Source organism: Psychrobacter sp. AT9 (assembly GCF_047272965.1).
In the GTDB taxonomy this organism is placed as follows: domain Bacteria; phylum Pseudomonadota; class Gammaproteobacteria; order Pseudomonadales; family Moraxellaceae; genus Psychrobacter; species Psychrobacter glaciei.
The window spans coordinates 213,042-233,663 of record NZ_JBKOTW010000001.1; the positions used below are offsets into that span (position 1 = coordinate 213,042).

Genomic DNA, 20,622 nt, shown 5'->3' on the forward strand with positions numbered 1-20,622 from the left:
TAAAAGCCATCAAAGCGATATATTGTGTCTGTATATACTGCTAATATTAATACGATTTGGTGACCATTTCGAGCGTTAAATACTGGGTGAGATGCTTAGTTATTTGAAGTATAAAGGCTTTAGCGCAATGATATAGTGGCGTAAACTACTACTAAATATCAAACTTTAGATCGCTATCGGTTGAATTGAGGACACGCCCTAATCTTTACTCTCACTTATTTCAATTACATAACCATAAGTTAAATACCTATGACTCCTGCTATCAAACTTGCCAAACAGCGCGGCCTTGATTATCAGCTGCACGAATATACTCACGACAGTAATGCCGCTTCTTATGGATTGGAGGCTGCCGAAAAACTGGGCATTCCAGTAGCTCAAGTGTTTAAGACTTTGGTGGTAGCCACTGACAACGGCTCACTGGCAGTGGCTATTTTGCCAGTGGACAAAATGCTGAGCTTCAAAAAAATGGCCAAAGCCTTATCGGCTCATAAATTGATGACCTGCAAAAAAGTACAAATGGCAGACCCTAAGCAAGTCGAACGTAGTACAGGTTACGTACTGGGCGGGGTCAGTCCCCTTGGACAAAAGAAGCGCTTGACGACCGTCATCGATATGTCAGCTGAACAGCAGCCAACCATTTATGTGAGCGGCGGTCGCCGCGGGTTAGAAATCGAATTACCACCGACACAATTGGTTGCCACTCTTGAGGCCTGTTTTGCTGATATTACCGATGACTAATGGTTAAAGTCAGGCTTGATATGGACACTAAATTTTCACTCATTATTCACACTTCTTTAAGGATAGACTCATGCCGCATTTAACCATCCAAGTGACGCCTAACGTCAGTATTGCTCATGAAGAATCATTGCTCAAGTCGCTCAATAAAGTGCTATGGGACAGTGGTCAGTTCAAACAACAAACTGATATCAAAGCACGCATCCTACCCATCCAAACATTTCTGGTGGGTGTGGAAGATGATGAGCAGGCCAATGGATTTATTTACGCGCATCTAAAAATGATGACAGGACGTGATATTGCCGTTCGCAATCAGTTGGCAGAGCTATTGGTCGCAACGATAGAAAATCAATTGAGCGCCGCGCAATCGGGACGTTCAGCATTGCAGATATGCGTGGAAGTTGAAGAGATTAGTGCGGTCTATCATAAAAAAATGCTTGGTGACTAGGGCGTGTCATCAATTAGCACATGAATACATTTAGTGGTCTTAAAATGGCTAAATTTAGCCAAACATCGTCAGAAATCTTGTCAATATGTTCATATTTACGGCAATTTCTTCCTTGTTTGGCTGCAATTTTCCTCATTTTAAGTCTCACAATCTAAATGATGACACGCCCTAGTATTAGTAATCAATGTTTGCCGTGCGCCTTACCGTTACTCGTATTTTAATGAATCTACAAATACTCGCACAGTGGCTCGCTGGCATACTTAGGTAAGACAATCACTTCAACGCTATAACCTGCCGTTTGACCTTGGGTGGCCATCAGATTACGAGCAATGCGCAATCGATAAGTCCCCGTGGCAGGCAAGCAGCCTTGATAAATGATACCGCCTTTGGTGCCATCTTGTGTGCCATTGGGCATATGCAGCACACCGACATTGGCAGTCTCAGGCGCACCAACGAGTGGCGCAATATTAATGATGGCATATTGCCAACTGCTGGCGTGAAAACGATACCAGTGCTCGTCTTCATTAGTCTTTATCTGACCAGTTACTGTGCTACTAATAGCACCTTTAGCAAACTGAATAGGGGTGTCGCTACTTTTAGCCAACGCACTATTCGCGCTAACACCTATTAATGTGGCACTTAGCAACAGCATTTTTATCACTCGTGCGATTAACAAAGTGCTTTTGTTATTCATGGACAACATCATTATCTCCTCACTGAGTTTGTTATCTATCTATTATTTCCAGATCTAGTATTCTCTGACTTTTAGTTAAGCATAAAAAAGCGCCTAAATAATAGGCGCTTTTTTTATCAATGATTGATGAATTTGTTTTTGAATCTTAATCTAAGAAAGCAAAGTTTTCGATTTTCATGGCAGTCATGCTGCTGCTTGGCGCAACCATACCTTCGGCGTGACCTGAGGTACGTGGTAACAGTTTATCGAAGTAGAACTCAGCAGTTTGGATTTTGGCTTTGTAGAACTCTGGTGATTCTGTACCGCCATTTTCAAGCTTGTCATAAGCGACAGCCGCCATACGTGCCCAGTGATAACCCATCATGACATAGCCTGAGTACATCAAGAAATCGTCTGATGCTGCTGAGATGATTTCACGGTCTTTACGTGCCATCAGCATCAAGCGTACAGTCAGAGTGTTCCACTCAGCACAAAGCTTGGTCAATGCCCAAACGAATTTACGCATGTCTTTATCAAGTGCATACTCGCCACACCATTTCATGATGCTTGAGGTGTAATCGCGGATGATTTTACCTTTAGACTGCAAGATAACCTTACGACCGAGCAAATCAAGTGCCTGAATACCAGTCGTACCTTCGTACATAGTAGCGATACGCGCATCACGAGCGATTAGCTCCATGCCCCACTCTTTGATATAACCGTGACCGCCATATACTTGCTGACCGTGTTTGGCCGCTTCAATGCCTAGCTCAGTTAAGAAGCCTTTGAGGATAGGTGTATAAAAGCCAAGTTTATCATCCCATTTTTCAAACTCTTCATCATCGCCATTGATGATGCCTTGTGCCATTTTATCTGCATAGCGGGCTGAATGATAAATCATCGAACGACCACCTTCAGCAAAGGCTTTTTGGGTCAATAGCATACGACGGACATCGGCATGATGAATGATCGCATCAGCAACTTTTTCAGGATCTTTCGTACCTGACAAAGTACGCATTGAGCGACGATCTTTGGCATATGGTAGGGCGTTTTGGAAAGACAGCTCAGTATGTGCCAAACCTTGGATGCCAGTACCGATACGAGCGGTGTTCATAAAGGTAAACATGGCTTTTAAGCCTTTGTTTGGCTCACCAATGAGGTAACCGACCGCATTATCAAAGTTTAGGACGCAAGTCGCTGATGAGTTGATGCCCATTTTGTGTTCAATAGAACCACAAGAAACGCCATTGCGCTCGCCACTTTCGCCTTCAGCATTCGGCAAAAATTTCGGTACGATAAACAATGAAATACCACGTGTGCCCTCTGGTGCGTCCGGTAGACGTGCTAGCACAATGTGAATGATGTTATCTGTTAAGTCATGCTCACCACTTGAGATAAAGATTTTGGTGCCGCCCAGCTTGTAGCTACCGTCATCTTGTGGAATGGCTTTTGACTTTACTTGACCCAAGTCAGTACCACATTGTGGTTCAGTCAGACACATAGTGCCTGCCCAAGAGCCTTCGACCAATTTATGTAGATAAGTCTCTTTTTGCTCATCTGTACCATACTGTAAGATGGTGTTGATACAGCCTGTAGATAGACCAGGATACATTGCCCATGGCCAGTTCGCCGTACCGATCATTTCAGCTTTGATTAGGTTCAATGAAGTCGGTAAGTTCATACCACCGTATTGTTCAGGATAAGAAATACCTTGCCAACCGCCTTCTACAAACTGGTCATAAGCATCTTTGAAACCTTTAGGGGTTGTGACTACGCCATTTTCAAAATGACAACCTTCTGCATCAGCTGGCTGATATAAAGGTGCCAAGACGTTTTCGGCAAAATCTGCCATACCTTGAAGAATCATATCAACGGTTTCAGGATCAGCGTTTTCGCCATTGTCTAAGCTTTTATAATGCGTTTGATAGTCGAACACATCATTTATTAAAAACTTGATATCACGTAAAGGTGCTTTGTAAGTTAACATAGTCGGTCTCTTTGGTTAATTCGCTGTCGTAGACTTAGGATTGAAAACCAGAGTTTATTCGAGCGGATGTTTGCTTATTTTGATACAAATGAATGATATTGTAGATGGTGAGTTAAACTTATTAAAATATCGTCTGTTATGAAAGTCGCTAAGTGTTACTTAATAAAGGTTAACTATTAGGATAGTTATCCAAGTATAAGACTTCTATAGCGACAAATATATAACTCATAACTAATATTCATAATTTGTATTATTATATATTAAATTAAGTTATGTGTCGGTAACATATTCGCGTTTAAATAATAGAATTACGAGTCATTTTCATTCAAACATCATGCAAACTAAAGTAAGAAGTACAGTGTTCCATCAATCGGCGCAATATCGAGGCAAGAGGAAAATCGATTTATGAGCGCATCAAAGCGTAAGGCAAGTTGGATAACTTGGCTGGCAGAACGGTTTGCCTATATTAAGTCGTTAGTGTTGGGTGAGCTGCCGCATTTGTTAACAGTTAATCGCAGCAAAAGACCATGGCATATGCCGATTATCGCTGCCATTGCCATTAGCTTCCCCGTTTTCGTCGGTGCTTATTTTGATGCTTTGTCTTCAGGTATTAAGGCTTCGCTGGGGGCAATGATTATCCTCAACTTGCCGTTGTCAGGCACACTACCGTATCGTTTGGTGACGGTCATGGCGTGGGGATTTGCCATGGTGTTGAGCTTTGCACTCGGACTGATCGCTCAGCAGATACCTATGCTCAGACTGCCCGTATTTGCATTGCTTGCTTTTGCCATCGTCATGTTGGGTCGTTACTATCGACAGCTGCCACCGGCAGGATTGTTTGTGATGATGGCAGGGGCGATCGCGTTATTTATTCCTGTACCGTTGACGCAAGTGCTATCAGCGACAGGGCTAGTGATGTTAGGTGGTGGCATGTCGATGTTACTAGCGCTGTTATATAGTCTGTTTTTATTAGCGACGCGTCCTACTGTGCCTGCGCCCGTTTATCTTTATGAATCGGACATGATTAGCGACAGTCTCATTGTGGCCAGCTTTGTGAGCTTGGCGTTGGCCATCGCGATTTTGCTAAAGATGCCTTATCCCTACTGGGCAGCTGTGAGCTGTTTTATCATTATTCAAGGCATGCAGCTACGCACGATGTGGATCAAACAAATGCATCGCTTACTCGGTACATTAGTGGGAATGGCAGTGGCGAGTTGGATGCTGTCGTGGGGGCTATCGATATGGGGCGTTGCGATCGCTATTTTGATAATGATGCTCTGTATCGAGTCATTAGTCGATCGTCATTACGGCTTGGCAGTGGTATTTATCACGCCGTTGACGATATTTATCGCTGAATATGGCAGCATGTCGCTGGTGCCGCCCGTCGCTGAGGAGATCATTCGTGTGCGTATGCTTGATACTACGATTGGTTGCGTGGTGGGGCTTAGCGGTGGTCTGGCCATACATTCAAGCCGTTTGCGTGTGCCGCTACGGCAAATAGAAGCTTGGCTGCTCGCGCGTTTTGGCCAAACAACGAAAGAATAAATGAAAGGCGTATGACAAAGTTGTCTGATTCGGCTTCACACGCCTTTATGGTTCAAAGCAACATATAAATGACGGTCTGATTTATTTGGCATTGAGAGCTTTAGTGGCTTGTACGACATCGATACTGTGACCTGTCCAGCGCTCAAAGCTTAGCGCCGCTTGTCCGATAAGCATGCCGTAGCCGTCTGAGGTCTGCGTCCCACGTGCCGAAAAATGCTCTAAAAACGGTAGAGTGCGACCATACATCATGTCGTAGGCATATTGCGTTTTTAGCGTGTCGTTCAGTGGCAAGGTCTCGCCCGATAGACCAATCGATGTCGCGTTAATAATAATATCAAACTGTCCACTCAACTCGCCAGTCGTACAAGTGGTAATCTGCTGCTGACTAATAGACGTACTGGCAGCTCTAAGCTCGCTGACCAAGTCGGTGGCTTTGCCCACTGTGCGATTGGCAATTGTGAGTGTTGCGATACCGGATTGAATCAAAGGTAATATTGCCCCGCGCGCGGCACCACCAGCGCCAATGATGGCAACGCGAGCACCATCCAGCGGCCAGCCTAAGCTGGTGATATGATTGATTAACCCTTGCCCATCGGTATTATCGCCGTACAGCGCCTCTGCTATTGGCGTGCCACTATTTAATAGTGCTTTATTGAGCAGTAGCGTATTGACCGCACCAGCGACTTTGGCGTGCTCTGATAAGCCACCACGCGACTGACAGCACGCATAAGCGACTTGTTTAAAGGGAACTGTCACATTGGCACCCACACCGCCACCATGAAAAAATGCCTCGACGACCGCGGCAAAGCTGGCTGCATCATCGGGACAATACTGGCGTTGATAGCAAATATCAATGCCTGCTTGCGCCGCAAATAGCGTATGTATTTCAGGAGATTTGCTGTGGGCAATCGGATTGCCAATAACGATAAAGTGCTGGGTCATAAATAAATAGTCCGCTGGCAGTAAGGGCATGAAGGAGTCAGATTGATAACCGTTCAAACCCATTCATCATAAGGGATAACGCTATGTTTGACAAATAGGGCGGTCAAGCGACAAATACACGATTGAACATAGGGGTTTAAAACGTGAGGTCTTTAACAAATCTGTACTGTCTGGGAGTGGTATCCGTAACGTAAAGGGTAGTCAAGCGTTCAGCAGTTGGGTAAACTAGTGAGCATAAAAATCGATATCAATATGCGCTAGTAACTGCTAGGTTATCACCAAGCTTTTTAATAAAACATTCTTCATTATCAGTGGCGTATCTGCCAGCTCGTTAATACTATTTTGAGATCAATCTAAAAGTGTGAGTACATTGTCCATGTTGAATAATAACCTACAGACCCTGATGGTCAGTATGATAATGGCAGTTGGCGTGACGTTGAGTGGCTGTGATAGCACCAAAGAAGACGCCCAAGATCCAGAGGCTGGCGCGGCAACCACTAGCGAGCAGACCGCCATAGATACTTCTACGCAGACGGCTCCGACTGACACGGCTGATTTAGATGGCGCGACTGCTCAGCAAGGCACACCAGTAAAATATGATGTGCTGGCATGGGGCGCTGACCAAGTAGAGCCGATCACGGTTGATGAGCTAGATGGTATCAAAGCGACCTTTGGTAAAGTGGTGAGTACCGACGAAAACAGCCTAGACTATGCCAGTAATCCAGCTTCTAAGTATCGCTTTATGAACACCGATGCGCCTTATTTAGATATTATCGATTCCGAAAAATATCTGGAACTTGGCTGGTATTATGCCAATCCAACTGACTCTGATAAAGAAAAAGAGCTGAGTCAAAATCATGCCAAAAAATCCTATATGCTAGCGCGTCAGCTGATGGGTGATGACGGTGGCAAAGTGCTCGCTGATATGCTGAATGGTCAAATTATCAAAGATAAAACCATCGGTGGGCAAAAAATAGAGCTGGCGAAATGTGAGTTTTATAGTTGTATGCTGGTGCTTAATAAAGCTGCTGCTCAAACAGACAATAGCTAAATGGTGGGAGCTATCATGCCGTCGTCTAACAGCTGGATACGTCTGCAACCTCTAAGCGAGGCTAGCGATAATGCAGCAGGGACAGCGTTAACAATGTCATTAGACAATCGCGGACTGGCATACGGTGATGGCTTTTTTACTACTATGGGCGTCATCGATGGGCTGATACTGTGGTCGGAATATCATCAGCAGCGCCTTGACTCTCATGCTGATGCTCTACAGCTCGATATCGATAGCCAAGCGCTATTGGCCACTTTGCAGACACAGGCCAAGCAATTGCAGCAAGGCATGCTTAAGCTTATCGTCACCCGCGCGGCGCAAGATGTCCGTGGTTATGGTTATGCGCCAAGTACATCCGGTAGTGCTTGCGAGATCTGGCTCAAGTCTTCCGCCATGCCTATCGCCACTGCTGAGCAGATGCCTTTACCGAATGGGTGCCTAGTTCCTCTGCAACCAGTGGCTTCAGCCACTTGCTTGTCTTCACAACTCGCCTGTCTACCGCCACCGCTTGCCGGACTCAAAAGTCTCAATCGCCTCGATAATGTGCTGGCAAGCGCTGAGCTACAACGCGTTAAAGCCCAAACATTAAAATCCAATCCCTTCTTATTAGCCAATCATTTATCGACCAATCATTTATCAGCAAATGCCGAACCCAATATCGGTGAGGGGCTGCTGCGTGATATGAGCGGGCACTGGGTTGAAGGGACGATGAGTAATGTGTTTTATCAATTATCAGAATCGCCATTCGCAAAATCGTCCAATCCTCCACATCCTAAAAACAACAATTATCTAAGCACTGGTCAGTGGTATACGCCGTCGATGGCGCAATCGGGCGTCGCTGGCGTGATGCGGCAGGTGCTTATCGATGGGTTATCCAGCACAGAGCAGCCGGTTATCATTAGGTCGTTATCAGATGAGGATTTACCCCATTTAAGCCAACTGTTCTTTTGCAATGCGTTGCGTGGCATCATGCCAATGAGTAGTTTGAAGTTATTGTCGGCTGACATGGTAGTGTTTTGAAGAGAGTTAGTTACTATCTTCTTTATTCAATAAACGATAAAAATGCTGTCTAAAAAAATCTTTTCTGCCTTCGTTTTGAAGATCTTCATATCGAGCTTGGCTCAGTTTTAGATACTCAGCTTCTTGATCGATACCAATAAAGCGCCTTCCTAGTACGCTGCTTGCAATACCTGTTGTTGAAGAACCTGCAAAAGGATCGAGAACTAATGCATCTTTTTGGGTAGAAGCTAAAATAATTTGCGCTAGTAATGCCATCGGCTTTTGTGTTGGATGTTTACCACAAGATTTCTCCCATTTGGCAATAGCTGGCAAACGCCAAACATCTTTCATTTGCTTGTCATTATTTAATCGTTTCATCAAATCATAGTCGAAATAATGCGGTATTTTAGGGTGTTTTCTTGCCCAAATGATAAACTCTGTCGAATGAGTAAAAAAGCGGCAAGAAAAATTGGGTGGTGGATTGGTTTTCTCCCACGTAATGACATTGAGTATTTTGAAACCTAACTCAGGTAGTATACGACCTAGAGTGAAAATATTATGGTGTGTGCCACTGACCCATATAGTTGCATTATCTGCCATTTTTTCACGGACAGTAGATAACCATTGATAGGTAAAATTATAAGCGTCATCGTCGCTAATTAATTTATCCCACTGACCTTTATTGACGGACTGGATTTTGCCATTTTTTACTGTCATACCATCATTGGACAAGAAGTAGGGTGGATCAGCAAAAACCATGTCTACATTGTTATGTAGTTGAGGAATAACCGTTAAACAGTCACCTTTAAATAAATTAAAATCCAAATTACTACTTTTAAAAAATGAATGACTTTCCATGTCTAATCCAGCATATCGGCTAAGAAGTAAAGAAGCTCGGGTAAATTAAACTCTCCCTCTGCAAAACCATACTGCTCGCAATCGTCTGGAATAACAACCGTTTGTTTGGAGAATCTCTCGTCTTCGCTAATGATGCGAAGCATGTTTACTAGCTCATCTCTTACTATTAGAGAGTCTTGTGAATCTAAAAATTCATTAGATACTGATGATTTAGTACCGATATTAATAGTGAGGTTTTCAATATTTACCATAGTAGCCTCCTTGTCTTCAAAACCTAAGAATATTAAAAAGACACTTATTGTGTGTTTTTAATATTAACTAATTATTGAGAATAAAGCAAATGAAAACAGCAATTTTAGTCAGATTCGGCAAAAGAATTCGTGAGTTGCGTAAAGGAAGTGATTTAAGTCAAAAGCAACTAGGTGAGTTAACAGGCTTTCATAAGAATTACGTGGGCATGATAGAGAGAGGCGAGCGCAACCCATCGTTAGAAAACATTGAAGTGTTTGCTAATACGTTTGAGATGAGCTTGTCAGAATTATTTATATTTTAAGGAGAGAATATGACGTTACATATCAGAAGATTAGTACTACCGATTGGACTGGATAGAGCTGGAATACGCAGATTTGTTGTAGAAACCTTTTTGGATGAAATACCAGGTAATGATTTAGAAAAGGAGGTTTACCAGTATATAGTTGAAGAATGCGAAAGTAATGAAATAAGGATACTTAGGCAAGCTTGGTTAAACAAGGGGATGGATTTCAAAGTCAACTTTGAACATATATATTTTCCGGGCAAAAGAAGAACTAGAAACCCATCTCATCAACATATAGTTGATGAGCTTATAATCAAAAAGAATTATGATGAAAAGGCTTACAAGGTATTAGCTGAGAAAATAAAAAAAGTTTACGCTTGTGAGGAGTACGAAGGTATTAATGAATCATTAAGGAAAATCGAATTACCTATAGGATTGTTGACTCCAGAAGAGATTTGTTTAGCGTTAAAATGGTTGTTCATTGAGCAAGATATAACATATTGGGGAGGCAGCGGCCGCAGTATGCTCTATAATTATCTTAAAAAGAATGATCTGGTTTAGTTTTTAAGAGAAAATAATCTTTTTCAAATAGTCGTTCTGTAACATCTCGATGTTTATTAAGATATTGCCGCGCTCAAAATAATCTTTAAGAGGGTTTTGAGTGCCTACCCAGCCTTTACCATCAGTTACCCAGATGAACTCTACGTTTTGATCTTTCCAAAAACGACTCATTTCAATGTATTCTGTAGCGGTGGATTTAAGTTTAGAGCCGCCCCCATTATAAAAATTAACTTCGATAAAAAATAGCTTTTTATCCTGTTCACGATAAATAACGAAATCGATAATTCTAGACGATTTATCGACCTTCAAATCTATATTCCAAGTATCTTTGATTTTTTTTGCATTGGCCTGAGCCAGATATTTAAGGTTATTATCATGGCAGAATATAGCAACGAAGGATTCAACAAGTTGCTCCATTTGTGTCCCACCGCGATTTTTGCGACCATTTGAGTCTAGTCCAACTTCTACACCTGTACAGTAATCAGGTAAGCTTTTAATTTGCTTACTTTTGATCAGCTCGCCTAGTCCACTTTGCATCACAAAATTAACTAAACTATCGATATCACTATCTAAAAAATTATTTTGTTTAAAGTTGAAGTTTTGGTGTACGTAGTTAACTTTATCGATAAGGATGTCTACTGATTTATCACGTATAGCTAATAAGAAGGGTATGGCTTTTATAGTATTTGGATAGCTCTTGAAAATATCAAATAGTACACTTTCAATATTTTCTTTACCTACCGCTGTATTCAAAAGATTTAGCTCTTTCTCAATGGGTTCAATATTATTTAAAACTTTAGCCCAGTTAACGAAATAATCGTATTGAAGAATACCTTTTAAGTTTAGAGTGCTTATAAATTTATCGAAGTGTTCTGGCTGATACAAAGTATTCATATATTAATAGTTCCTAATAAGTAATTCATTAATCTGACCACGCTTTGAACCTTTAGAGTTAATGCTACGGCTAGCCTTAACTCTCTCTATTTTATAGTTTGAATATAGAGTGTCAAAGTACGTATTTTCAGCATCAAGGTTAGTTGTATCAGAATTACTAAGTAACCATTGATAGCCTTTTTTATCTAGTAAGTCACAAAAAGACTTTAGCTTTTCCTGATCTTCGTCATTGAAGCTATCTTTAGAGTATGATGTGAAGCTAGAAGATTCGCTCAAAGGTTTATAAGGTGGATCAAAATAGAAGAAGGCAGACAAATTGTTCTTATTCAATTGCTCTAAATGCGTAAGCGTATCTTCGTAACTTTGATTATATATTTCTACATTCGTTAATACTTTCGAAGCCTGTAAAATTGTATCTTCAAAAACAAAGTTTGGTTTCTTGTAGCTTCCGATAGGAACGTTGAATTTATTCTTACTATTCACTCGATATAAGCCATTGAAGCCTGCACGATTTAAAAATATAAATAGACCCGCGTGTTTAATGTTTTCAGCTTCCCGTGCATTAAATGCTTCACGTTTAGCGTAGTAATAAGGTTGCTTAGCTTCTTTGTCATCAAGTTTGTCATATTCTGCTTGAAGTGTTTTTAGGTATGCTAATAATTCATGAGGGTAAGACTTTACAACTTTATATAAGTTAACTAAATCAGTATTTATGTCGTTTAATATAATTGCAGAAGGTGGATGCTCACTATCTAGAAGATGTAGTGCAAATGCTGCGCTCCCACTAAAAGGTTCAACATAGATATATGGCATACCCTTTTTTATATACTCAGGTAAGCGTTGAGTGATCTCTGGTATTAACTGGCTTTTACCGCCTACCCATTTTACGAATGGTTTTGCCATTGCTAATCACCTTTTTACATAGTTTTTATTGTAGAATTTGAGCGCAAAATTATAGCATTTTTCATTCATCAGTTCACAAGCTAAGCAAATACCATTGAAAAGCGCACGGTTCAGTGCTAAATTCTAGCAAACCTCTGCCTTGCGAGTTGCCATGAGCAATCCAACACCTGAAACGCCTCCTGAACGTCCTAATGATACTCCATCCAATGAGCAAGAGGGTGCTGTTGACGAGCGCATCGCTGGCACGCCATCGAATGCCAAGCCAGTCTTGGATGAGGCTGCAGGCGAGGAAGTGCCGGCAACGGATATCTCGCTCATCAGCGGCAAGACTAAGCCGCGTAAATATAAAGTGGACAATCAATCGTTCTTTATGCAGCGTGGCTATCAGGTATTGCTTGTGCTGGGGCTTATTGCTGCGTTTCTATTAGTAATAGTCTATCAGACACTGTTTGGACGGATTGAGCAGCCGCAGCAGATGGTCACGATCGAGCAAGGTCAGACCTACTACGGATTGCTGCCGCAGTGGCAACAGCAGACACCACTGTTTTCTGCTAGTGTCGCCAAGCTTTATATTAAGTCGCAAGTCGATGCACCATTACATGCAGGCATTTATCAATTACCAGAGAACCCAACCATCGCCGAGGCGCTACAAGTGCTCGCGCAGGGTGCCAAAGCGGCAATGGTAAAAGTGCAAATTATCGAAGGTAAAACGTCTAAAGACTTATATCAATCGCTACGTGATAATGACAATATCAAAAAAGAAGTGCTAATAGCAGACAGCGGTGATGCTAGTAACGCCAGTATTGCTCAAGGACTGGACTTGGTCGGTATATTGCCAAAGAGCGTGACCAACAGTAACGACTCTATCGTCAATCATAATCTTGAAGGGTGGTTTGCGCCTGACACTTATTATTACGGCGAGGGCACCAGTGACAAGCAGGTATTGACGGATTTGTATAAGCGTCAGCAGCAAGCGTTGACCAAAGCATGGGAAAATCGTGCGCCTGACCTACCTTATAAGAGTCCTTATGAAGCGCTGGTAATGGCCTCTATTATCGAAAAAGAAACCAGCGTGGCAGAAGAGCGTCCCTTAGTATCAGCAGTGTTTAAAAATCGCTTGGATAAAGGCATGCGCATGCAGACCGATCCGACGATTATCTATGGCATGGGCAGCCGCTACGATGGCAACATTCGCCGTAAAGACATCGACGAAAAAACATCCTATAACACCTATCAAATCGATGGTTTGCCGCCTACTCCGATTGCGCTACCATCTGCGGCCTCTATCGAAGCCACCTTACATCCAGCGGATAGTGAGGCGCTGTATTTTGTGGCGACAGGGAATGGTGGGCACAAATTCACCAATAGCTTGGTTGAACACAATCAGGCGGTAAAAGAATACCTGAGTGTCATGCGTGAGAAAAAATCTCAAACGCCGCCGCAGTAAACCATTGCTTTACTTTTCATAAAACCTATCATTTACTTTTCATAAAACCTATCATTTACTGAGCGCTATAAAAATTCATATAGTGCTCATCAATGACATAAGGTCATATCATGTCAGCATCTATACTAGCCAACTTGTTGCAAATCAATTCAACTCAAACCACGACTGATATTACGGATACAGCACCTATGCAAGGGCGCTTTATCAGTTTTGAAGGCACTGAAGGTGTGGGTAAAACCACTGCCATCGAGCAGTTATGTGCGCGCTTGCAAGATAGCGGTATCGACTATTTGCGTACTCGTGAGCCAGGTGGTAGCCCGTTTGCAGAGCGTCTGCGCGAGATATTATTGGATCCGGTGACGGAGATCAATGACGACACAGAGCTGTTGTTATTGTTTGCAGCGCGCTGCGACCATATGCAGCAGGTAATCTTGCCAGCACTACAGCAGGGAACATGGGTGATATGTGATCGATTTACCGACTCTACCATTGCCTATCAGGGCTTTGGGCGTGCGCATGGTGACGCTACTGTACGAGCCAAAATTGATGCGCTTATCACTCAGTTCGTTACCCAGTTGCCCGAGCTGACTCTATGGTTGGATTTGCCCGTATTAGAAGGCATGGAGCGGGCGGGTAAACGTAGCGCTGCCGATCGTTTTGAGCAGCAGGCGACTGAGTTTTTTACGTGGGTGCATACAGGTTTTAGTACGCTCGCAGCCGAGCACCCTGAGCGTATCCAGCGTATCGATGCCTCAGGTAGTGCTGGAGAGGTCAGCGCTAGAGTATGGCAAGCGGTTGCGACAAGATTTCATCTTAGCTAGGGCGTGTCTCCAATTCACTCGATATAGTCAAAATACCCCAAAGACGCTATGATGCTGCTGATATTAATTTTCACTGACTATATCATCTAAATGGGCTAAATCTTGCCAAACATCGTCAACTAGTGCCCTATAAAAAAGCCCTCATAATCATTATGAGGGCTTTTAATTTGCTTATTAGCTTTTCAGACAATATAGTCATTCCACTATAAAAGTATTACAGTGTTAACCTCGCTTGAAGTATTACATATACATCTACACTCGGTTGCCTTGTACTACTTTTAAATTGAATCGACTATAGCGTTTATGGTTTATCCACATCCTTTTTTACCGAATCCTTCACCTTCACATTGTTGGCAGTATTGTCATGATCTGAGTCGGGTAGGCGGTTAGGGTCGAGCGCACCACTTTTTATCTTGGGCGCACTACCATTACCGTTTGTACTACTATTAGTCGATTTACTGGTTTTTGACGTTGCCGTTGAGTTATCTGCCATCACCCCTTTGTTGACTGTGTTAGTAGAGACGTCTTTAGCTTCCGCTCCCTGACGTTTATCTATTTCAGCCTTGACGGTTTTTTTCGCTACGTCACTCTCTTTATCAACCGCTATGGATGGCTCTTGCTCTGGCGTATCAGCGATATCTTCCACCATCTCTTTTTCTTTGCGTTTTTCAGGCGCTTTGGAGTTGGCTTCAAAACTGGCATCTGCGGCAGCACGGGCTTGCTCTTGTTTTGGCGTGACGTCCACTGGCTTTGGCTGGACTTCATCATCAACGACCAGAGAAATCAGCTTGCGATCACGTGGTACTGATCCTTCGAACTTATCAGTGATGACTTGCAGCTTGCCTTCTTTGTCTAGGGTATAGAGCGGTACGAACTGCTTATTGTCGGCTTTATACTGCTCAAACGTATAGCTGTCCGTAATGTTGGTGATTTTAATACGGGCTTTTTTGGACAGCATACTGGCAAGTTTGGTATAGGTTACGTCTTTGCCAAACAACCACTGCGAGTGAAAGTTTGACTGCTTATCATCGCGCTCACTTTTTACTTTTTCATCGCTGAACTTGAGGCGATAGAGCTTGCGCTCGCCGAACTCATGGCGGTAATGAATCTCAGACAAGGTATTCATCTCTTTATCCATACTCATCGCGAATAGGTGACCAATACCGATAAGGTCAAGATGATGGTCGGCGTGATCGGAGATGGGGTTGCCAAAATAGGTGCGCAGACCACTCATACGCGCGCGGGCGATATTGGTATAGTTATTATGAGCGACGATGACATCGAAGCCTTGGTCTTTTAAGGAGGTTGCGATTAGCAATGCAACTGGATTGGAGCCAACGATAAGAATACCATTGGTCTCAGGCTCACGCACGCCAAGTAAATTGCCCACTACTTTTGCACCCAAGCCCTGAATCATGACCGTACCGATGATGACCATAAATACTAAAGGTACGAGCAGCTCAACGCCCTGAATATCATACTCTTGCAAGCGAATCGCAAACAGCGATGAGATAGCAGCGGCGACGATACCACGTGGTCCAATCCAGCTGATCATTAGCTTTTCATTGGTCTTTAGGTTTGAGCCAATAGAAGATGCCCAGACCGATAAGGGACGCGCGATGAACATCACGATAGCGAGTAGCACCAAGCCTGCAAAGCCCACACTCATTAAGCTTGCCAGCTCCACACGTGCCGCAAGAATAATAAAGAGGACGGAGATGAGTAGAACGGTTAAAGATTCATTGAATTCTAAAATAGTCTCACGTGGGAACTTGGGCCAGTTCGCCAGTGCGACGCCCAAGACGGTGACAGTTAGCAGACCAGACTCATGCTCTAAATGGTTGGAGACAGAGAATAAAACCAAAACAAAAGCTAAGGTAAAGACATTGCGTAAAAACTCAGGCACCATATGGCGGCGCATTAAGAACGCCAATGCCCATGCGCCAGCCATACCAAGAGCCGTTGCAAGCACGACAATTTTGGCAAATAGCAATATGCTGCTGGCTTCACCACCAGAGATAATATACTCATACACCAATACCACGGCGATAGCGCCAATGGGATCGATGATAATGCCTTCCCATTTGAGGATATTGGAAATGGTCTTGTTGGGGCGCACACTACGTAACAACGGCATAATCACCGTTGGACCAGTGACACATACTAGCGCCCCGAACAGCAGCGCAATCAATGGATCGACATCGAACAATAGATAAGTCGACAGCGCGACGATAGCAATGGTGATGAGCACCCCGACCGACACCAGCATCTGTACGACCGTGCCGTGTTGCTTGATTTCATCAAACTCAAGGGTCAGTGAGCCTTCGAACAAAATAATCGCCACGCCCAAAGAGATGAACGGGAACATCAGCTCGCCCAAGACTAAATCAGGGTCGAAAACGCCGAGTACGGGTCCAACAATAATGCCAATGAGTAACAAAAATAAAATGGACGGTTGCTTTAAGTACCAAGCCAACCATTGGGCGGCAATGCCGATCCCAACCACGCCAGATAATAATAGGGCGGTATCCATAAATTAATCCTTTTATAATCTTGTGATGCTGTCTAGCTATTAAAGTGGGTTATCGTTAGCGGCCAAAACCTTTTATAACGGCAAATTAATAATAACCATAGCCATCATGAATCATGGATGATATATATACTATATAGTAGTAAAGACAAACGCGTCTCTAGATAAATAAAAAAATGCTAGAAGCGCAAAAGATGGAAAATAAGGGCGTTAAAAGCCAATTCGATTAGTGTATAGTTCATAGCTGCCTGATATGGCTAACTATTGTTTGCTAAAAAATTTATTAGGCTTGTTATCATATCATGATTTTATTTTATATATGTCAAGGGTCTGTCTGACGCGATAGCCGCGCGCCATCGTTCTGCGCTGACACACGATTAGGTGACCGCGCTATAAGAGACTATAAAAGCGAGGGGATAAGACGACGCGGTATTAAAATGGCTTATATTCACTTCCTTACCCATCGCTACGACAAAAACTGGCAGGCAAGTAATAGTAATAAGCTGACCAGCGTTCAAGATGGTTGCTTATAAACTGTTTCTTATAAATTATTGCTATAGATTATCCCTATAAATTTATACAAGCTTGCTATCTATTATGGCGATAATAGCGATAATATTGTTGCTAACAATAATAACCACTCATATGGAGACAATATGCCTATCAATATGTTTCAAGCGCAACCCACTATTCGTATGCAGCGTTGGTTACAACGTAGCAGTTTGGCACTGGCTATCGGCACGGTAATGGCGATAGGTATTAATGCAGCCACTATGCCTCAGGCACAAGCAGCGGTCACCACTGCTGACTTCTCTGACTTAGTACAGCAAGTGACGCCAGCGGTGGCACGGGTCAATGTCACCAAAACGGTCAGTGAAGACGAGCTTGCCAAAGCACAAACCGCCGAGCTGTTACGTCAGTTCTTCGGGGATCGCTTGCGTATCCCAGATCAAGCAGCGAAGCCCGCGATTGAACACGCTTATGGCACTGCTTTTTTTGTCACCACTGATGGTTATATGTTGACCAATCATCATGTGGTTGCTGGAGCAGACAAAATCACCGTGACTCTTAATGATAGAACCGAGCTGGATGTGACATTGGTGGGTAGCGATGAGCGCTCAGATGTGGCCGTGCTCAAAGTCGTGGGTGATCAGTTCCCAGCTTTGCCCATTGGCGATTCAAATAGTCTAAAAGTGGGTGAGCCGGTGTTGGCGATTGGCTCGCCATTTGGCTTTGATTATTCGGCATCTGCAGGTATCGTGAGTGCCAAGTCACGCAGTTTTTCACGTGAGACCAGTGTGCCTTTTATCCAAACCGACGTGGCATTAAATCCGGGTAACTCAGGTGGACCTTTATTCAATCAGCGCGGTGAAGTTATCGGTATCAACTCACGTATCTTTAGCGGGACGGGCGGTTATATGGGCTTGTCGTTTTCTATCCCCATTGACGCGGCGATGGATATCTACGAGCAGCTAAAAACCAATGGTGAAGTCGCGCGTGCCTATATGGGTATTTATCCTCAAGACATCGATCGCAATCTGGCCGAAGCGTATAATTTGGCTCGTCCGCAGGGCGCTCTGCTTACGCGTGTCTCACCAGACTCACCAGCACAAAAATCAGGTCTGCAATCAGGCGATATTATTTTGCAATATAATGATGTGCAGATTATGCGCGCCGCAGATTTATTGAATCTGCTCAATCGGGCACGACCCAATGATCCGTTCAGTGCTCAGATTCAGCGTGATGGCAAGCAAATGATGGTAAAAGGCACGCTAACGTATGCGCCAAATGATGTCCGAGCGCAAAGCGGCTCACAGCAAGACGATGAGATACAACTGGGCTTACGTCTGCGCAATTTGACTCCAGATGAGCAGGCAGAGCTGGCTGTTGACAACAAAACAGGCATATTGGTCACGACCGTCGACCCGACTGGCTTAGCCGCCCGTTCAGGTATTTTCGCTGGCGATATCGTTACCAACTTTCATCAAAAGCCGATTGCGAAGGTCACTGATTTCTCCAGCGCTATCTCCTCACTTCCCAAAAAAGGGGTAGTAACGATTGAAGTCATGCGCCAAGGCATCCCTGGTATTATTGGCCTGCGCATTGAATAGCCACCATATAGTCAATTTACTATGCTTAAATAAAGTATCTTACTAAGCGTTGATAATTATACTTGTCTATCATAGAGCGCGACCTCTATAATGGCTGATTTTTTTATCGATTGATTTTGATGATATGCTATTGCTCGATTTAACTTTGATTAAGCGACATTGAGTTGGGCGCTGATTTTATTAAATAACATTAATTGACCACTGCACAAACGACTATTCATACCTCTATATACAGCTAGGTAATTATGACTGACCACGCTTTTTATACGCTCAGCATCACGACAGCGGCAGCATTGCTAGCGTATATCATCTTGTGGTCAGGATTACAGACGTTCAATGCCAATCCCACAAAACGCTTTTTGCGTATTTGGTCAAAATTGACGCTATATTATGCTGCTTATACCATGCCAGTTTGGGCGTTACTGTTGGTTATTGGGCGAGCACAAGAGGTGACGCCTCTACTGGCACAATTGTCACCAAGCGTTGTATTGATGGCTACCATCGCGATGGGTCTGTACTTTTATACTGTCGTTGTGCAGCCCAATTGTTTGCGCGTGCAGCATCATGCGGTTGATTTAGACTTGTCAGCCCCGCTCACAGTAGCGGTATTAGCAGATTTACGTATTGGCTTATATAGTGGCAAGCCGCGTCATATTCGCAAGCTTGTCGCTACCATCAATGCGCTGTCAGCAGATGCAGTGCTGATTACAGGTGACTGGCTCTATTACCCGAGCGCAGATTTGGTGGGGCAGTTGATGCTGTTTAAGGGAGTAAACAAACCCGTTTATACGGTGATGAGTACCTCGGATTTGCGTTATCAGTCGATTAATACTACCAAGCAAGGTCAGCCACTATTGAAAGATACCTTAGCCAGTGCTTTTGATGTGCTTGATATCAATTATATCGGGCAGCAATGTACGTCGTTGCCGCTTAAATGTGCCCAAACTGGCAACGGTCGATTAAGAGTAAGTCAAACAAGCTCCATTAAAGGTCACCCGAATACCCGTACACAAACAAACCCAAAGGATAATCCAGTCGTGGCGGTGCTTTGTGGTTGGCAAGATGTTCCAAAACAATCGAGCGATGCCAAAACTTTGCAGGTACCCAGTAAAGTGGCGCTCAGTGCCGAAATCGAGCAGGCGACTAAACCTGTCATTATCCTTGCGTCACGATTTGATAGTATTAGCGACTTACCAAAATCGCTACAGCCGCGACCACTATTGATAACGGGGGCTGCTAAAGCGATACAGAAAAACATACTAAAGGCGCAAAAAAAGCAAGATATTCGCCGTATAGACAATCAATCGTCATTATTGGATAGCAGCCGGATGGGTAAGCAGCGCGGTCTATATCAGCATGGTAGCGCGCAGATATTTGTCAGTAGCGGAGTGGGTACTCGAGGATTGCCTTTTCGCTTGTATCGTCCGACTATCGATGTGTTGACGATTCGTTAAAACGACTCAAAAGCATTTATCCCAGTTTCATAATTACGCTAAACTAACTATTAGGGTCTGTTGAACATTCAAATGTGGAACTGGCAGTGGCTATTTTTTAGACAATACGCAGTGAAATTTTTGACGCC

19 protein-coding genes are annotated in these 20,622 nt (G+C 43.5%); 11 read left to right on the plus strand and 8 right to left on the minus strand.

Features of this window, described 5'->3' with window-relative positions:
* The first annotated feature begins 249 nt into the window (after window positions 1-249).
* Window positions 250-738 (plus strand): Cys-tRNA(Pro) deacylase, encoded by a 489-nt coding sequence (gene ybaK / locus ACMFL8_RS00860; protein WP_413189825.1) that lies wholly within the window; start codon window positions 250-252, stop codon window positions 736-738.
* 70 nt (window positions 739-808) lie between these two features.
* A complete protein-coding gene (locus tag ACMFL8_RS00865) occupies window positions 809-1,183 on the plus strand; it encodes a 5-carboxymethyl-2-hydroxymuconate Delta-isomerase (RefSeq protein ID WP_240216279.1) in 375 nt (124 codons plus the stop codon).
* Window positions 1,184-1,409: 226 nt separating this feature from the next.
* Here ACMFL8_RS00865 and ACMFL8_RS00870 read toward each other — a convergent pair whose 3' ends face one another.
* Both ACMFL8_RS00870 and ACMFL8_RS00875 read right to left on the minus strand, forming a co-directional pair.
* Window positions 1,410-1,877 carry a hypothetical protein gene (locus ACMFL8_RS00870; protein WP_413189826.1) on the minus strand — a complete coding sequence of 156 codons (468 nt, stop codon included), beginning with the start codon at window positions 1,875-1,877 and terminating at the stop codon, window positions 1,410-1,412.
* 145 nt (window positions 1,878-2,022) lie between these two features.
* Entirely contained in the window at window positions 2,023-3,843 is a 1,821-nt protein-coding gene (locus ACMFL8_RS00875; RefSeq protein ID WP_189583358.1) for an acyl-CoA dehydrogenase C-terminal domain-containing protein, read from the minus strand.
* 405 nt (window positions 3,844-4,248) lie between these two features.
* On the opposite strand from ACMFL8_RS00875, the gene ACMFL8_RS00880 reads away from it, so the two are divergent.
* The gene (locus tag ACMFL8_RS00880; protein WP_413189827.1) at window positions 4,249-5,388 is read left to right on the plus strand and encodes an FUSC family protein; all 1,140 of its coding nucleotides are present in this window, start codon (window positions 4,249-4,251) and stop codon (window positions 5,386-5,388) included.
* Window positions 5,389-5,469: 81 nt separating this feature from the next.
* Here ACMFL8_RS00880 and aroE read toward each other — a convergent pair whose 3' ends face one another.
* The gene (gene aroE, locus ACMFL8_RS00885; RefSeq protein WP_413191354.1) at window positions 5,470-6,330 is read right to left on the minus strand and encodes a shikimate dehydrogenase; all 861 of its coding nucleotides are present in this window, start codon (window positions 6,328-6,330) and stop codon (window positions 5,470-5,472) included.
* A gap of 376 nt (window positions 6,331-6,706) precedes the next feature.
* On the opposite strand from aroE, the gene ACMFL8_RS00890 reads away from it, so the two are divergent.
* Complete coding sequence (locus ACMFL8_RS00890) at window positions 6,707-7,381, plus strand: hypothetical protein (RefSeq protein WP_413189828.1); 675 nt, start codon at window positions 6,707-6,709, stop codon at window positions 7,379-7,381.
* A 15-nt stretch (window positions 7,382-7,396) separates the two neighbouring features.
* Window positions 7,397-8,401: an aminotransferase class IV gene (locus tag ACMFL8_RS00895; protein WP_413189829.1), complete on the plus strand. Its 1,005-nt coding sequence runs from the start codon at window positions 7,397-7,399 to the stop codon at window positions 8,399-8,401.
* A gap of 6 nt (window positions 8,402-8,407) precedes the next feature.
* Here ACMFL8_RS00895 and ACMFL8_RS00900 read toward each other — a convergent pair whose 3' ends face one another.
* Together ACMFL8_RS00900 and ACMFL8_RS00905 are read right to left on the minus strand one after the other, a co-directional pair.
* Window positions 8,408-9,238: a DNA-methyltransferase gene (locus ACMFL8_RS00900; RefSeq protein WP_240216273.1), complete on the minus strand. Its 831-nt coding sequence runs from the start codon at window positions 9,236-9,238 to the stop codon at window positions 8,408-8,410.
* Between the two features lie 2 nt (window positions 9,239-9,240).
* On the minus strand, window positions 9,241-9,489 hold the full coding sequence (locus tag ACMFL8_RS00905) for a hypothetical protein (protein WP_413189830.1): 249 nt from the start codon (window positions 9,487-9,489) through the stop codon (window positions 9,241-9,243).
* 89 nt (window positions 9,490-9,578) lie between these two features.
* Between ACMFL8_RS00905 and ACMFL8_RS00910 the strand changes: the two genes are divergently transcribed.
* Together ACMFL8_RS00910 and ACMFL8_RS00915 are read left to right on the plus strand one after the other, a co-directional pair.
* Window positions 9,579-9,791, plus strand: a complete 213-nt coding sequence (locus ACMFL8_RS00910) for a helix-turn-helix domain-containing protein (RefSeq protein WP_413189831.1) — start codon at window positions 9,579-9,581, stop codon at window positions 9,789-9,791.
* 9 nt (window positions 9,792-9,800) lie between these two features.
* Window positions 9,801-10,334, plus strand: coding sequence for a hypothetical protein (locus ACMFL8_RS00915; RefSeq protein WP_413189832.1), 534 nt, complete (start codon window positions 9,801-9,803; stop codon window positions 10,332-10,334).
* 3 nt (window positions 10,335-10,337) lie between these two features.
* On the opposite strand, the gene ACMFL8_RS00920 is transcribed toward ACMFL8_RS00915, so the two are convergent.
* Entirely contained in the window at window positions 10,338-11,228 is an 891-nt protein-coding gene (locus ACMFL8_RS00920) for a type II restriction endonuclease (RefSeq protein WP_413189833.1), read from the minus strand.
* Between the two features lie 3 nt (window positions 11,229-11,231).
* Complete coding sequence (locus ACMFL8_RS00925; RefSeq protein ID WP_413189834.1) at window positions 11,232-12,131, minus strand: DNA adenine methylase; 900 nt, start codon at window positions 12,129-12,131, stop codon at window positions 11,232-11,234.
* Window positions 12,132-12,282: 151 nt separating this feature from the next.
* Between ACMFL8_RS00925 and mltG the strand changes: the two genes are divergently transcribed.
* Together mltG and tmk are read left to right on the plus strand one after the other, a co-directional pair.
* A complete protein-coding gene (mltG, locus tag ACMFL8_RS00930; RefSeq protein ID WP_413189835.1) occupies window positions 12,283-13,578 on the plus strand; it encodes an endolytic transglycosylase MltG in 1,296 nt (431 codons plus the stop codon).
* 188 nt (window positions 13,579-13,766) lie between these two features.
* Window positions 13,767-14,399: a dTMP kinase gene (gene tmk, locus ACMFL8_RS00935; protein WP_413191355.1), complete on the plus strand. Its 633-nt coding sequence runs from the start codon at window positions 13,767-13,769 to the stop codon at window positions 14,397-14,399.
* A 301-nt stretch (window positions 14,400-14,700) separates the two neighbouring features.
* Here tmk and ACMFL8_RS00940 read toward each other — a convergent pair whose 3' ends face one another.
* A complete protein-coding gene (locus ACMFL8_RS00940) occupies window positions 14,701-16,932 on the minus strand; it encodes a cation:proton antiporter (protein ID WP_413189836.1) in 2,232 nt (743 codons plus the stop codon).
* A gap of 653 nt (window positions 16,933-17,585) precedes the next feature.
* On the opposite strand from ACMFL8_RS00940, the gene ACMFL8_RS00945 reads away from it, so the two are divergent.
* Window positions 17,586-19,040: a Do family serine endopeptidase gene (locus ACMFL8_RS00945; RefSeq protein ID WP_413189837.1), complete on the plus strand. Its 1,455-nt coding sequence runs from the start codon at window positions 17,586-17,588 to the stop codon at window positions 19,038-19,040.
* A 245-nt stretch (window positions 19,041-19,285) separates the two neighbouring features.
* Window positions 19,286-20,494: a hypothetical protein gene (locus ACMFL8_RS00950; protein WP_413189838.1), complete on the plus strand. Its 1,209-nt coding sequence runs from the start codon at window positions 19,286-19,288 to the stop codon at window positions 20,492-20,494.
* Window positions 20,495-20,622: the final 128 nt, after the last annotated feature.

Coding starts and splice junctions, on each gene's coding strand:
- mltG (WP_413189835.1), top strand. CDS start 12,283: ATGAGCAATCCAACACCTGAAACGCCTCCTGAACGTCCTAATGATACT.
- ybaK (WP_413189825.1), top strand. CDS start 250: ATGACTCCTGCTATCAAACTTGCCAAACAGCGCGGCCTTGATTATCAG.
- ACMFL8_RS00945 (WP_413189837.1), top strand. CDS start 17,586: ATGCCTATCAATATGTTTCAAGCGCAACCCACTATTCGTATGCAGCGT.
- ACMFL8_RS00925 (WP_413189834.1), bottom strand. CDS start 12,131: ATGGCAAAACCATTCGTAAAATGGGTAGGCGGTAAAAGCCAGTTAATA.
- tmk (WP_413191355.1), top strand. CDS start 13,767: ATGCAAGGGCGCTTTATCAGTTTTGAAGGCACTGAAGGTGTGGGTAAA.
- ACMFL8_RS00895 (WP_413189829.1), top strand. CDS start 7,397: ATGCCGTCGTCTAACAGCTGGATACGTCTGCAACCTCTAAGCGAGGCT.
- ACMFL8_RS00940 (WP_413189836.1), bottom strand. CDS start 16,932: ATGGATACCGCCCTATTATTATCTGGCGTGGTTGGGATCGGCATTGCC.
- ACMFL8_RS00950 (WP_413189838.1), top strand. CDS start 19,286: ATGACTGACCACGCTTTTTATACGCTCAGCATCACGACAGCGGCAGCA.
- ACMFL8_RS00875 (WP_189583358.1), bottom strand. CDS start 3,843: ATGTTAACTTACAAAGCACCTTTACGTGATATCAAGTTTTTAATAAAT.
- ACMFL8_RS00900 (WP_240216273.1), bottom strand. CDS start 9,238: ATGGAAAGTCATTCATTTTTTAAAAGTAGTAATTTGGATTTTAATTTA.
- ACMFL8_RS00865 (WP_240216279.1), top strand. CDS start 809: ATGCCGCATTTAACCATCCAAGTGACGCCTAACGTCAGTATTGCTCAT.
- ACMFL8_RS00920 (WP_413189833.1), bottom strand. CDS start 11,228: ATGAATACTTTGTATCAGCCAGAACACTTCGATAAATTTATAAGCACT.
- ACMFL8_RS00915 (WP_413189832.1), top strand. CDS start 9,801: ATGACGTTACATATCAGAAGATTAGTACTACCGATTGGACTGGATAGA.
- ACMFL8_RS00870 (WP_413189826.1), bottom strand. CDS start 1,877: ATGAATAACAAAAGCACTTTGTTAATCGCACGAGTGATAAAAATGCTG.
- ACMFL8_RS00910 (WP_413189831.1), top strand. CDS start 9,579: ATGAAAACAGCAATTTTAGTCAGATTCGGCAAAAGAATTCGTGAGTTG.
- ACMFL8_RS00890 (WP_413189828.1), top strand. CDS start 6,707: ATGTTGAATAATAACCTACAGACCCTGATGGTCAGTATGATAATGGCA.
- ACMFL8_RS00880 (WP_413189827.1), top strand. CDS start 4,249: ATGAGCGCATCAAAGCGTAAGGCAAGTTGGATAACTTGGCTGGCAGAA.
- ACMFL8_RS00905 (WP_413189830.1), bottom strand. CDS start 9,489: ATGGTAAATATTGAAAACCTCACTATTAATATCGGTACTAAATCATCA.
- aroE (WP_413191354.1), bottom strand. CDS start 6,330: ATGACCCAGCACTTTATCGTTATTGGCAATCCGATTGCCCACAGCAAA.